Annotated in this window: 12 protein-coding genes; 5 read left to right on the forward strand and 7 right to left on the reverse strand. The window is 65.3% G+C overall.

Going from position 1 to position 13,440, the window contains the following annotated elements; translation table 11 throughout:
- Positions 1–35 precede the first annotated feature (35 nt).
- Positions 36–713: an HAD family hydrolase gene (locus AC3LB0_RS05400; protein ID WP_488650143.1), complete on the forward strand. Its 678-nt coding sequence runs from the start codon at positions 36–38 to the stop codon at positions 711–713.
- On the opposite strand, the gene AC3LB0_RS05405 is transcribed toward AC3LB0_RS05400, so the two are convergent.
- Together AC3LB0_RS05405 and AC3LB0_RS05410 are read right to left on the reverse strand one after the other, a co-directional pair.
- The gene (locus AC3LB0_RS05405; protein ID WP_488648460.1) at positions 710–964 is read right to left on the reverse strand and encodes a glutaredoxin family protein; all 255 of its coding nucleotides are present in this window, start codon (positions 962–964) and stop codon (positions 710–712) included. The two genes, AC3LB0_RS05400 and AC3LB0_RS05405, sit on opposite strands and share 4 nt — an antisense overlap.
- A gap of 5 nt (positions 965–969) precedes the next feature.
- Entirely contained in the window at positions 970–2,049 is a 1,080-nt protein-coding gene (locus AC3LB0_RS05410; RefSeq protein ID WP_488650144.1) for a hypothetical protein, read from the reverse strand.
- Between the two features lie 57 nt (positions 2,050–2,106).
- On the opposite strand from AC3LB0_RS05410, the gene AC3LB0_RS05415 reads away from it, so the two are divergent.
- From AC3LB0_RS05415 to AC3LB0_RS05425, 3 genes are read left to right on the forward strand one after another with little or no spacing between them, the layout of a single operon-like run.
- Positions 2,107–2,499, forward strand: a complete 393-nt coding sequence (locus AC3LB0_RS05415) for a hypothetical protein (protein ID WP_488650145.1) — start codon at positions 2,107–2,109, stop codon at positions 2,497–2,499.
- Positions 2,500–2,509: 10 nt separating this feature from the next.
- Complete coding sequence (gene greA / locus AC3LB0_RS05420) at positions 2,510–2,980, forward strand: transcription elongation factor GreA (protein WP_488650146.1); 471 nt, start codon at positions 2,510–2,512, stop codon at positions 2,978–2,980.
- A 21-nt stretch (positions 2,981–3,001) separates the two neighbouring features.
- Entirely contained in the window at positions 3,002–5,149 is a 2,148-nt protein-coding gene (locus AC3LB0_RS05425) for an amylo-alpha-1,6-glucosidase (protein WP_488650147.1), read from the forward strand.
- Here AC3LB0_RS05425 and AC3LB0_RS05430 read toward each other — a convergent pair.
- Positions 5,146–5,961, reverse strand: a complete 816-nt coding sequence (locus AC3LB0_RS05430) for a hypothetical protein (protein WP_488650148.1) — start codon at positions 5,959–5,961, stop codon at positions 5,146–5,148. The genes AC3LB0_RS05425 and AC3LB0_RS05430 overlap by 4 nt on opposite strands.
- Before the next feature lie 71 nt (positions 5,962–6,032).
- Here AC3LB0_RS05430 and AC3LB0_RS05435 point away from each other — a divergent pair, with 71 nt between their 5' ends.
- Complete coding sequence (locus tag AC3LB0_RS05435; protein ID WP_488650149.1) at positions 6,033–8,327, forward strand: alpha-amylase family protein; 2,295 nt, start codon at positions 6,033–6,035, stop codon at positions 8,325–8,327.
- A gap of 5 nt (positions 8,328–8,332) precedes the next feature.
- Here the strand turns inward: AC3LB0_RS05435 and AC3LB0_RS05440 are convergent, their stop codons facing one another.
- From AC3LB0_RS05440 to leuB, 4 genes are read right to left on the reverse strand one after another with little or no spacing between them, the layout of a single operon-like run.
- A complete protein-coding gene (locus AC3LB0_RS05440; protein ID WP_488650150.1) occupies positions 8,333–9,769 on the reverse strand; it encodes an aldehyde dehydrogenase family protein in 1,437 nt (478 codons plus the stop codon).
- A gap of 35 nt (positions 9,770–9,804) precedes the next feature.
- Complete coding sequence (locus AC3LB0_RS05445; RefSeq protein ID WP_488650151.1) at positions 9,805–10,641, reverse strand: prephenate dehydratase; 837 nt, start codon at positions 10,639–10,641, stop codon at positions 9,805–9,807.
- Entirely contained in the window at positions 10,638–12,299 is a 1,662-nt protein-coding gene (cimA, locus tag AC3LB0_RS05450; protein ID WP_488650152.1) for a citramalate synthase, read from the reverse strand. The genes AC3LB0_RS05445 and cimA overlap by 4 nt, the downstream gene beginning before the upstream one ends.
- On the reverse strand, positions 12,296–13,435 hold the full coding sequence (leuB, locus tag AC3LB0_RS05455; RefSeq protein WP_488650208.1) for a 3-isopropylmalate dehydrogenase: 1,140 nt from the start codon (positions 13,433–13,435) through the stop codon (positions 12,296–12,298). Before leuB ends, cimA begins: the two co-directional genes overlap by 4 nt.
- Between the last annotated feature and the right edge of the window lie 5 nt (positions 13,436–13,440).

Genomic DNA, 13,440 nt, shown 5'->3' on the forward strand with positions numbered 1-13,440 from the left:
GCGCGTAGGGTACGCGCCCCGCTACCCTTGCGCCTATGCCTGCAGATCAGACCCTTCCGCCGTACGTGTTGAACCCCGATGGGGTCGTCTTCGATTTGGATGGCGTGCTCTGCGATACCGAGCCGCTCTGGGCCGAGGCACGCTTCGCCATTGCCGCCGAAGTTGGCGGTCGCCTGGTCGAAGAGGACTTCCACCGCTTCTACGGAGCGAACACCCAACAGTGGGGTAGCGCCATGGCCGAGATCCTTGGCCACCCAGATGCCAACGAGGTTGCAACGCGCACGATCAACCACCTCGAGGGGCTTTATCGCTCTGGGCGTGTGCAGGTGATTCCCGCCGGTGTTGCCGCCGTTCGCCGCGCCGCAGCGCGTGGCCCCGTTGCCATTGCGTCGGGGAGCCCGCGCAGCATCATCGCCACGCTGATCGAACTCCTCGGCCTCGCCGACGTCGTGCACACCTACGTGAGCTGTGACGAAGTCGCCGGCGGCAAGCCACTCCCCGACGTCTACCTCGAGGCGTGTCGTCGCATCAACATTGCGCCGGAGCGCTCACTCGCCATTGAAGATTCGCTGGCTGGCGCGCGCGCCGGTAAGGCGGCGGGGATGAGTGTCGCCGTCGTGCCGCTCCCTGGCGCACCGTCATCAACAGGCGCTGCAGAAATTGCCGACGTAGTGTTGGCGAGCCTCGACGAGCTACCGCTCGCCGCGCGCTAGCTCTGCGGGACTCCCGCCTTAGCGCCGAGCTCCGCATTGGAGGGCTCAATCAGGTACGAGCCATCCTCAAAGATGATCACGGGGATCGACTTCGCGCCGGTCAGCGTCTCGATCATCTCCTTGGCGGCCGCATCGGCATCCACATCAACGTAGGTATAGGGAACCTGGTGTGCGTCGAGGTAGCCCTTGGAACGCGTGCAGTCGCTGCACCAGGCCGCGCCGTACAGGGTGATCTTCTTGGCGTCGCTCATGGGTACTACCTCCCTCTCGATGCTCGCCGCGGGCGCGGCGCTGTTGCCATCGTAGCGCGTCGCAAGAGGAGCAGCCCGCCGATCGAGATCAGCGCTCCCGCGAGCGGGAGTCCACCGAGTTCTGCGGGGAGATACCAGTTGATCGCAATTGCGGTCGTAACCACGGGGGGGAGCGCACCGATCCAAAGGAGCGGCTGCTTGGCACGTTGGGCTCCGCGAATAAGCCGCCAGGCGGTAGCGCCAGCGAGGAGGCCAACAATGATCCACTCTGCTGGCGGCCGAGCGCAGGCATAATCCGGTGTGCAGACCTGCAGCGTGTCGTAGAGGCGAGTCGTTGCGATCGGCACGAATACGGCGGCGAGCGAACCAACACCGAAGGCTGCGAAGACCTCAACAAAGCGGCGCTCGACGGGGCGATATTGCGCCGATTCAGCTTGCAGAAGGGATCGCCCAAAGAAGAGCGCCGGTAGAAGCGCTGCTAGGTAGAGTGCTGCAATCACGACAGTTAGAGGACTTACGCCTTGTACGCCTTGGGGCACAGGTGCGCCTTGGGGAATAGCCCACACCGCAAACGGTTCAAGGATGAGAGAGAGCACACCGAGAGGGAGTAGCCCAACAGCAAAGATCGCTCCCGTAATGCTGATCCAGTCAGGGAGCCGTCGCGCGCGACGAGCGAGGATACGCGCCATCAGGAATATAGTGACGCCGTTAATCAGCGTATGGAGCAGGCGCCCAGGGAGGCTTAAGTCCCACGGCAGCACTGAGTGCAGCACTGCCGCTGCAGTGAACACCGTGCTGAGCGCCGCGATCAGCGCGAGGATTGTTCCAGTACCAAGGTCTACGGGGAGACGCGCGCTCAGCCGGCCAGCAGCGGCGGCGGCAATCGCGACTGGGGCACCTACAGCCAGTATTGATAAGGCGGCGCGCAGCTGCTCATTACTGATCCCGGAGAAAAAATCTGGCCGATTAGCCGTGGTCCAGGTCACCAGGGCAAGGAGGATGCCACCGTTCAGAAGGAGCGAGGCGATAACAACATCAAGCTTTAGTGGCGAGCCGGTTGCTTTTCGTTGTGTTGATGTGCTCATGGGCTTAGTATGCGCCCTCGGCGTCGCCTCTGTCGCGTTCACGCTACCCTCCGTTTCATGTTGAGAGGATCGGTACTGGTGACCTACGCCGCCTTGGCGACCGCTGAGTTCGTTCGCGGTGTTGGCCTCATCGCCTCTGGGGCGCTGACCTATGGCCTCCTGGGCGGTGCGCTCCCAGCCGAGGGGGGCTACGACCGGATCGTGGCCTATGCCGCGTTTGCGACCATCGCCCTCGGAGCGCTCGACCTCCTCCTCATCGGAGCGATCGTGGTGCGAGCCGTCGGTGGGGGTCGGACCCCACGTGCCCAGATCCTCGTGAGCCTGGGGCTCTCCGTGATTCTGATCTTGGCTGGGGGGTCTTTGGCCCCGCAGGTGGCCATGCTCGTGCTCGCGACGCTCCTGGCCCTCGCACTGCGCCTCGAGGGTGCCACGCAGGCGGCGAACGGCTAGACTCCCCCGCATGGTTGGACCCGTCTACCTCACGGAATCAGGGAAGGCTGTGCTCGAGGCCGAGCTGCATGACCTGATCCATTCGCAGCGCCCAGCGGTGATCGCGCGCATCAAGGCGGCGAAAGAGTTGGGCGACCTGCGCGAAAACGCCGACTACGAGATCGCCCGGAATGAGCAGTCGTTCATCGAAGGGAAGGTCTTGGAGATCGAAGAGAAGCTGCGCAACGCTGAGATCATTGATGAGCATGCCAGCACCGACGAGGTTGCCCTCGGCTCCACCGTCACCGTGACCGCGGAGCGCAAGAGCCACGACTACCTGATCGTTGGATCCACCGAGGCAGACCCAAGCGGCGATCCGCCGAAGATCTCCAACGAGAGCCCACTCGGCAAGGCGCTGATCGGACGCAAGGTCAACGACAAGGTCGTTGTCACCCTGCCGAACGGCAACGAGATCAACTACACCATCAAGAAGATCTCCTAACCCCCGGAGCGCGCGAGCGCGATGAGCACCACCCTCTCCGCAACAGATCTCGCCGATCTTGATCGCGCCCAGGATCGCGAGCTGCTGATTGGCAACGGGCTCGGCGGCTATACCGCTCTCTCCCCCCTCGGTGCACCGGGGCGCCGCTATCACGGTCTCCTCGTTGCGGCGCTGCAGCCGCCCGTCGCTCGCACCGTGCTTGCCGGCCCTCCAATGCTCTGGGTGCGCGCCGATGGCGACTGGTTGCCACTCTTTAGCTTTGAGATGGATCCGGGTCGCTTCTCGCCACAGCTCGGCGCACCACTGCACCAGGTTTCGGTTGGCGTTGGCGGTGTCACCAAAGCTTGGGGGCTGCCAGTTGGGCAACTCATTGAGCGACAGTCGGCAATCCACGGCGCGAATGCCGTATTGCTGACCCTGAGTCTCGATGCTGCGGCAACGGCGGGCGTCAATCTACTGGTGCGCCTGACCGCCACGGCACACGATCACCATGACGCCCTCATTGGCGACCTAATGTGCGCGGAATCCAACGTAGGAGAGAGTGCGCAGCAGGGTTCGTGGCGAATGGGCTCCGCGTGGCCCGAGGTGCAGGTCCGCTGTGACGGCGGCACACTCTCCCCCGACGCTGGGGTGATTCGTGGGCTCTTCCATCGGCACGACGCGGCACGAGTCGAGGCCGATCGATCGGACTACGCCATTCCGCTGCGCTGGAACGTGCGCCTTGAGCCCGGCAACACTGCACATCTGCTGGTTGCTACCGAGGGTGGTGGGGTCGGTCGGCCGCCAGCCGAGCTCCTCGCCGCAATGGTGAGCGGTGGTGGCGCGTCGCTGCTTGCGGAGTGCGAGGCGCGCGATCGCGACCTACTCGCACGGGCGCAGTCAGTAGGCGATGGCGCCGATGCCGCGATCGCTGCGAGCGGCGAGCTGCAGGCGCTGGTCCTCGCCGCAGATGACTTTCTCGTGCGTCGACGCATTCCCGCCACGCCCGGACCAGCGGATCCTGCGGCGCCACTCGGCTGGTCGGTGATCGCCGGCTACCCCTGGTTCAACGACTGGGGGCGCGACACGGCGATCGCCCTGCGCGGTTTGACCTTGGCAACGGGCCGACCAGAGATTGGTGCCACGGTGCTGCGCTCCTTTGCCCCGTGGGTGCGCCGGGGGCTGCTGCCGAACAACTTCCCCGATCGCGTCAATGAGATGCCCGAGTACCACACCATTGATGCACCGCTCTGGTACATCGAGGCGGCACGTGCACACGTAGCGGCGACGGGCGATCACGCGCTTGGTGCGGAACTACTGCCAGCACTGCTGAGCATCATCGCCGCCTACCGCGACGGCACCGACTTTGGGATCGGCGCCGATAGCGACGGACTCATCGTCGGATCGGCAGAGGGGCGCCAGCTCACCTGGATGGATGCAAAGCTCGACGATTGGGTGGTGACCCCGCGACGCGGCAAGCCGATCGAGATCTCGGCGCTCTGGTACCGCGCGCTCCGAAGCGTCAGCGCCTGGCTCCGAGATACAGCGATCAGTGACGGAATTCCGGATGCTGCCCGAATTGCTGCCGATCTGGATCAGTTCGGCGATCGCGTACGTACGAGCTTCCGTGCACGGTTTATTCGCACCGAGGTGCCGTGGCTTGCCGATGTGGTCGACGGACCTGAGGGTGATGACCTTGCACTGCGACCGAATCAGTTTATCGCCCTCGGTCTTGGTGGGGATCTCATCCCGGCCGCCGAGGCGCAGCGCGCCTTCGCCGCAGCCGATGCCGAACTGCGCGCTCCGATTTGCATTCGCTCGCTGGCGCCGAGTGATTCCGCCTATCGCGGCGACTACGACGGCGATCGGAAGTCGCGCGATGGTGCCTATCACCAAGGGCTCGGCTGGCTCTGGCTGATTGGGCCGTGGGCCGACAGCGCCTTCGCCGTGCACGACCTCACGAATTCGTCGAGTCGCGCAGCTGCACTGGCGCTCGTGACTGAGGCGCTGACGCCGTATCGCACACATCTGCGTGAGGCGGGGCTTGGCACGATCTCAGAGAACGCAACGGGTGATGCACCATTCACCCCCGTCGCCTGTTTTGCGCAGGCATGGAGCGTCAGCGAGCTGCTGCGCATTGAGCGTTGTGTCGCCGCGCTCCGCGCCAACTCGCCGGAGTCGAAGCGCTAGACGAGGATCCCCGCGCCGAAGAAGAGGCCTGCGGCAAGGATCGTTCCCGTGGTGACGGCGCCGAGACCGATGTAGAGCAGCCCGGTTGCCGATTCCATGGAGCGAGCCTTTGCGGTGCGCCATCCGGCGTAGGTGAGTAGTGCCGGAAACACCAGGCCGATCACGAGTCGCAAGATGGCGAAGAAGTCCCACCCGGCGCCGAGGCCACCGAGGCCGAAGAGTTGCCAGATGAGAAAGAGGGCAAGCTGCACGCCAATGCCGATGCCGAGCGTGCGGCTCAGCAGCAAGAGCGGCGCTTCCGGAAGTTTCGGTGTGACGAGATACCAGTGAGCAAGGATCATCGCCGCAAATGAGCCGCCGGTAACAGCCGCGAGGATCAAGAGCTGCAGGGCGAGCGCCACCGCAACGAGTGGTGTCGGAGCCCAGCCAACTGCAGCAACAAGCAGTGCGGCAACCGCAGTGAGGACGGTGACTAAACCGACGTGCCGTCCGTCGCTGCCACGCGCGATGCGCAGCGTCCAGAGCGTGGAGAGCGACGCAACCGCCACCAGTAGGAGTCGGCGCAGCGCATCGATCTCGGGGGTGGCGGCCTGGATGGGCGCATCGGCAGAGGGGACCGGAAGCGCTCCGTCGGCCAGCCAGGCGAGGTAGGCCCAGCCACCAGCGGCGAAGACGGTAAACCCGCGGTAGCCCCGCGTTGACTCCGAGCGGTGGGTCAGCAGGAGAATGGCGGCCAAGCTGCCGACCGCAAGGCCGCTCACCACCACCCAGTTGATGAACGAGAGGGAGCGTGCAACGGTCTCAACAGGCATCGTTGCAGCCTATCACCCACCCCGCACCCCTATCCTCCACGGATGAGCGGTCACAAACCTGAGGCATTGCGATGATTCGCGGGGAGGAGCCGGCCCTCGGCACCCCTGAGCCGCCACGCTACGGGAGCGATGCCCCCTGGATGGGCGAGGTGGTCATTCAGGCGAAACACCTCCTCGTCTGGCTCGCGCAACTCTCCCAGCGCTACGGCGCGCCGATCCGTCGCCTCGACGAGATCCCTGACAAAGAGTTGCAACTTCTAGCGCAGCGCGGCGTGAGCGCACTCTGGCCGATCGGCATCTGGCGTCGCAGTGCCGCCTCCCGTGCGATGAAGGTCGGCGCTGGAGATCTTGATGCTGAGGGCTCCGCCTACGCCGTTGCCGAATACGTCGTTGATGAGGGGTTGGGCGGCGATGCAGCACTCGCGACGCTGCGCACCAGGGCCGGCGCCGTTGGCATTCGCATCGTGAGCGACATGGTGCCGAACCATGTCGCCATCGACGGCCGCTGGGTCAACGAGCGCTCTGAGCTGCTCCTCTCCTCCGCACATCCGCCCTTCCCAAAATATCGCTACAGCGGCGAGAATCTCTCAGGCGAGCCAGGCAGCGCCATCCGTATTGAAGACGGATACGAGCGCGGTGATGATGCCGCCGTCACCTTCGAGCGCCGCGCTACAGATTCGTTGCAGTACATCTATCACGGTAATGACGGCACGAACATGCCGTGGAAGGACACCGCCCAAATCGACTACCTCAATCCGGAGGCGCGTGAGGCGGTGATCCAAGAGATCCTCTCCGTTGCTCGGCGCTCCGACATCATTCGCTTCGATGCGGCGATGACCCTTGCCGCGCAACATATCCGGCGTCTCTGGTATCCGGCGCGCGGCACGGCTGCGGCGATCCCATCGCGCAGCGAGTTTGCGATGACCGACCGGGAGTTCGCCAAACGACTCCCACGAGAGTTCTGGCGCGAGGTGGTGGAGCGCGTCGAACGCGAGCTACCCGGCACGATGCTCCTCGCCGAGGCCTTCTGGCTCCTCGAGGGCTACTTCGTGCGTGGGCTCGGCATGCACCGCGTCTACAACTCCGCCTTTATGGCGATGCTGCGCGACGGCAAGAACAGCGAGTACCGCACGATCCTGCGTGACACCACCGCGTACGACCCTGAGCTGCTGCGCCGCTACGTCAACTTCCTCACCACCCCCGACGAAGAGCCGGCCGCTGTGGGGTTCGGGATTGGCGACCGCGCTCTCTTGGCAGCAACGCTGTCGGCGACGCTCCCCGGCGTGCCGATGCTCGGTCACGGGCAGTGGGAGGGGCAGCGTGAGCGTTACGGCATGGAGTACCGTGCGCCACGCACCAGCGACCCGATCAGCACCGACCACGTTGAACGCTATGACCGCGAGATCGCCCCACTCCTTCGGGCACGGCACCTCTTCGCCGGCGTCGCGGACTTCCGCTGGTTCAATGCGAAGAGCGACAGCAAGGCGGTGCGTGAAAGTGCGTACGCCTTTAGCAACGCGGCCGGGAGTGCTCGCACGCTGGTGATCGCCCTCAACAGCGATACGGGGGCAGAGCTCACCATCCAGCACGCCGCACCGGCGGTCTCCCCGTCGAGCTCACTTGGCGGGGCAGCTGCGAGCCCGCTCCCGGCCAGCGCGATTGCCGATCGACTCGGTGTTTCGGCGAGCGCTGGTGATGTGGTCGAGCTGCGCGATGCGATCACCAACCGTAGTCTCCTGGTCAGCACCGCCTCACTGGCGCGCAGCGGACTTACGGTGCGGCTCCCTGCGTTCGGTCGCGTCGTCTTCTGGGGGATTGCGCAGCATCACTCAACGCCGAGCGAGCCGTGGGGCGATCTTGCCACGCTGGCGAAGGGCGAGTTGCTGCACGATCCAGTCGCCGCGCTAGCTGTGCTCACGAGCGGCGGCACCCCCGCCGATGCGCTTTCGGCGAGAATAGAGCGGCCAACTGGCACAAGTGCGACGGGGAGGAAGCGCGTGACCGAACGCAAGCCCACATCTGGGGAGTCGACCGCCGACCCGCGACTCTTGACGACGGAGACGCCTGCGCCGCCAGAGGCGGTGCGAGCGATTGCCGCACTCCTCGGCCGAGCCGCTGCCCCACTCCGCTCGGAGCGCCGCGCCGCAACTCCACCCCCGGCGCCGAAGTCAGAGCCCGAGGTTCAGGCGCCCATCGAGGGCCTGCGCGACCACGAGATTCTTGTGGAGGGCGAACATAGCGACCTGATTCGGCTCGCCGCACATGAGATTGATCAGGTGAAGCGGCGCGCCAAGCGCGCTCGACGAGCGGTACGTGAGGCACTCGCCCGCATCTCAACGCCAGGGGGCGACGAACTCGGCGGGTAGCCCCGCTACTGCGGGTCGGCGAGAACGAGCAGCTTGATCTCGGTCATCTCATCCATCGACCAGCGCACACCCTCTCGACCAAGACCGGAATCCTTCACGCCGCCGTACGGCATGTTGTCAATGCGATAGGTCGGCACATCATTCACGATGACACCGCCAACCTCCAGATGGTCGAATGCGGCGCGTACATGCGCCAGGTCATTTGAGAAGAGTCCGCACTGCAGTCCGAAGCGGCTCTCGTTCACCGCGGCAATGGCCGCTGAGAAGTCGCTGAAGCGTTCGATGATCACCACGGGGGCAAAGGCCTCTTCGCTGCAGATGCGCGCGTCGCGCGGCACGTTCCTCAAGATCGTTGGGGCGAAGAGTCGCGGGCTTGCCGCGTTCACCGCTGCGCCACCTGCAATCAGCGTCGCGCCAGCGGCGATCGCCTCGTTCACCCACTCTGCGGTGCGCGCCGCGGCACCATCATCAATGAGCGGTCCGAGGTCGGTCCTCTCGCTCGCCGGGTCACCGAGCACGAGCTTCGCAGCACCGGCGGCGAACTGCTCCTCAAAGGCGTCAGCCACAAACTCGTGCACAAAGATGCGCTGCACGCTGATGCACACCTGGCCGGCGTAGGCGAACGAGCCGACGAGCGATCGCTTCACCGCCCACGAGAGATCTGCGGTGGCGTCAACGATGCAGGCGGCATTGCCACCGAGCTCGAGGATGACGCGCTTCTTGCCGACACGCCCCTTCAGCGACCAACCAACAGTCGGTGATCCAGTGAACGAGAGCACCTTGAAGCGCTCGTCTTCAATCAAGCGATCCGCATCGGGGCGCGAGGTTGGGATCACGCTGAGCCCGCCAGCTGGGAGGCCAGCGTCGACGAGGATCTCCGCGACCTTCAGCATGATCAGCGGGTCTGCGCTCGGCGGCTTCAGCACCATGCTGCAGCCAACCGCGATGGCGGGTGCAACCTTATGGGCGGCGAGGTTCAGTGGGAAGTTGAATGGGCTGATCCCGAGCACTGGGCCAACAGGGAACCGCTGCGTGATGCCGAGGCGACCCTTGCTCGCAGGTGCTAGGTCAAGCGGGATCGTCTCGCCGATCATCCGCTCCGCCTCTTCAGCGGCGAGCCTAAAGGTCAGCGCGCCACGATCGATCTCTGCACGTGCATCGCGGATCGGCTTCCCCGCCTCGGCGGAGAGGAGTGCTGCCAGCTCTTCGCGACGCTCGGTGATCTTTGCTGCGGTGGTGCGCAAGATCGCGCCACGCTCCCATGCGCCGAGCTTGCGCATGGCGGCAAAGCCGGTGACGCTCCCCGCAGCGGCGCGCTCGACCTGCTCCGGTGTGGCGAGGTAGGTCGTGCCGACCAGATGGCCGTCGAAGGGCGACCGAATCTCGACAAGGTTCGGCGAGCTCTCCCATGCGCCTGCGACGAGGATCTTCTGTGGCTCCATATGGGGCGAGTCTAGCGGCGCGCGCGGCGGCGTGATTAAAGCGCCTCGCCTCGTGGGTAGCTGCCGAGGATGCGCCGCTCCAACGTCACGTCGGCGAGCCCCTGCATCACGCCGAGAATCTCGGGAGAGCCGGCTGCGCCGTCGAGGTCGAACCAGAAGATGTACTCCCACTCCCCGACCCGATTTGGGCGTGACTCCAACTTGCTGATGTTGACGCCCGCCTTCGCAATCACCGCTAGTGCGGCGAGCAGGGTGCCCGGCTCGTTGCGCAGGCCGACCAGGAGGGTGGTGCGTGCTGGGCCAGCCTCGGCGTGCCGTGCAGGTCCACCCGCGCGCTGCACGATCCAGAAGCGCGTGCGATTCCCCTGCACCCCTTCGATTGGGCCGGTGAGTGGGTTGAGGCCGTGGATCACTGCGGCGCGTGACGAGAGGACGGCGGCGGCATCGCGCTCACCGCGCTCGCGAATCATCGCTCCGGCCCCTGCCGTGTTGTAGGTGGTGAGGAGTGCCCAGGGTCGACTGCGGAGATACTCCTCCGCCTGCGCGAGCGCCTGCGCGTGACTGTAGACGCGCTCCACCTGCTCGAGCGTCACGCCAGGAAGGGCGGCGAGTACGAGCGAGACGGGCACCACCACTTCGCCAACGATCTCGAGTGCGCCGTCGCGAAGGAGATCGAGCGTCTCGCGCACGGTGCCGTTGATCAGATTCTCAATCGGCAGAACGCCGTAGATCGCGCGCCCATCAAGGACGGCTGCGCGTACGTCACCAAATGAGGTGACGCTCAGCGATGCGGCCGCAGCACCGAAATAGGAGAGGAGTGCATCCTCGGCGAAGGCGCCAGGCTCTCCGGCGTAGGCGATCGCCTCGCTCATGCCGAACGACCGTTGGTGGCGTCTCGCTCGGTGCGGCGAGTAATCTCACCGCCCTGGAGGCGCAGCGCGTACTCGAGAGAGTCGGCAAGAGCCGCCGCCGATGCCGAGATGATGTTCTCGCCGACGCCCATCGTCGACCAGGTCTCCCCATCAGCGACAGAGTCAATGACGACGCGCGTCTTCGCCCCAGTCGCCGATGAGCCGTCGAGGATGCGCACCTTGTAGTCAACGAGGTGTACCGCGTCGAGCTGCGGATAGAACGCACCGAGCGCCTTGCGCAGCGCACGGTCAAGGGCGTTCACTGGGCCGTTGCCGTCGGCGGCGGTGTGGAGGCGCTCCCCAGCAACCTCGACGCGCACGGTGGCCTCGGCACGACCTGGAGCACCTTCACGCTGCTCCACGATCACGGTGAAATCTACGATGGTGAATGGGGCGACGTACGTTGGTCGATGGCGCTCTACGAGCAGTTGGAACGAAGCCTCGGCGCCCTCGTAGCTTGCGCCGGCTGCCTCCATCTCCTTGACGAGGGTCGAGAGGGTCTTCGAGTCGAGGCCGGAATTTGCGAGCTCAACGCCAAGTTCAGCGGCGCGGCTCCCTGTGTTCGCCTTGCCGCCTAGCTCCGAGACGACGAGGCGCCCGCGGTTGCCGACCAGGGCTGGATCAATGTGTTGATAGGCCCGCGGCGTCTTCACCTGCGCCGCGCCGTGCACGCCACCCTTGTGAGCAAAGGCCGAGCGGCCAACGTACGGCTGGTGATCGTCGGGGGCGAGGTTGGCAATCTCCGCCACCTCATGCGAGAGGTGCGAGAGGTCGGCGAGGCGATCGGCACCGGCAACGGTGTGCTGCGTCTTTAGGGCAAGGTTGGCGAGCAGCGACACCATGTTCGCATTGCCGGCTCGCTCGCCGTAACCATTGATCGTCGCCTGCACGTGACGTACGCCAGCATCAACCGCCGCAAGCGCATTCGCCACTGCGAGCTCGGCATCGTTATGTGTGTGGATCCCCCAAACGATCTCTTTCGCCGCCGCGTCGGCGGCGAGGGTCGCGCGCGCATCCTTCACGATCTCAGACATCCGACCGGTGAGGGTGCCGCCATTGGTATCGCAGAGAACGAGGGTCGATGCCCCAGCGTCACGTGCGGCGCGCAGCGTATCGAGCGCGTAGTCACGATCCGCCTCAAAGCCGTCGAAGAAGTGCTCGGCGTCGTAGACCATCTCGCGTCCGCGTTCGGCGATGTAGGCGACGCTCTCCGAGATCATCGCAAGGTTCTCGGCGCGCGACGCCTCAAGGACCGCCTCAACGTGCAGGGTCCAACTCTTGCCGAAGATCGTGACGATCGGCGTCTCGGCATCAAGGAGTGCATTCAGGTTGACGTCATCACCAGGCTTATTCGACTTATGACGTGTGCTGCCGAAGGCGGCGAGCCTTGCGCGCTCCCAGCGAATCTTCTTCGCTGCGGCGAAGAACTCAATGTCCTTCGGATTGGAGCCTGGCCATCCGCCTTCGATCGCCAGCATGCCGAACTCATCGAGCGCACGTGCGATGCGCAGCTTGTCTTGCAGCGAAAGGATTAGCCCCTCGCGCTGTGCCCCGTCGCGAAGGGTCGTGTCGTAGAGGAGGACCGGCTCCCGATCGGCGGCGCTGGCGCTGGTGGTCACTTAAGGCTCAGCAGCTGCTCAACGATGGCGTCGGTCGCCTCGCGGGTGCCTGCAAGGGTGAAGCCAGCGGCGCGGGCACCAGCGGCATCAAGCCCTGGGGCAAGGTCGGCGGTGCGCACCCCCGCACGAATCGTGTTGGCCACCGCCTGCTCAACGGCGGCGGCGGCATCGGCGCGACCGAGCGACTCGCGGAGCATCATCGCCCCCGAGAGGATCGTGCCGATCGGGTTCGCCAGGTTCTTTCCTGCAATGTCGGGGGCGGAGCCGTGGATCGGCTCGTAGAGGCCGAAGGTGCCGTGCGCCGTGCGACGCGCACCGAGTGAGGCGGAGGGGAGCATGCCGAGTGAACCGGCCAGCACGGCGGCCTCATCAGAGAGGATGTCGCCGAAGAGATTCTCGGTGACGACCACATCGAAGGTGGCTGGCCAGGTCGCGAGCAGCATCGCGGTGGAGTCGACGAGGCGATGCTCTAACTTCACGTCGGGGTAGTCGGCGCCAACCTCGGTAACGACCTTGCGCCAGAGTCGGCTGGTGGAGAGGACGTTCGCCTTGTCGACTGACGTAACGGACTTTCGTCGCGTGCGCGCCAACTCAAACGCGATCACGGCGACACGGTGAATCTCATCTTCGTGATACGGCAGCGTGTCGACGGCGCGGCGACCTGTTGGCGTCACCTCTTCACCCGACGGCTTGCCGAAGTAGAGACCGCCGGTGAGCTCGCGCACCATCAACATGTCGACGCCCTTTAGGCGCTCAGGCTTCAGTGGCGAGGCGTCGGCGAGCTCTGGGTAGATCGTGACGGGGCGAAGGTTGGCGAAGAGTTCGTAGCGGGTGCGAAAGGCGAAGAGTGCCTGCTCTGGTCGAACGGTGCCGTTCGGGTTATCCCACTTCGGACCACCAACGGCGCCAAGCAGCAGCGCGTCGGCTGTATCGGCAACCAGCAGATCCTCTTCGCGAACGGCAACGCCGTACGCGTCGATGGCGCAGCCACCGGCCAAGATCTCGCGCCAGGCGAGCTTGAAGCCAAACTTCGATCCCGCCGCATCGAGCACGCGCCGCGTCGCTGCGACCACATCAGGGCCAACTCCATCCCCTGGAATGGTGACGATCAGGTGATCGGCCGCACCGTCGCGCAGCGCCG

Source organism: Candidatus Limnocylindrus sp. (assembly GCF_040397235.1).
Lineage (GTDB): Bacteria > Chloroflexota > Limnocylindria > Limnocylindrales > Limnocylindraceae > Limnocylindrus.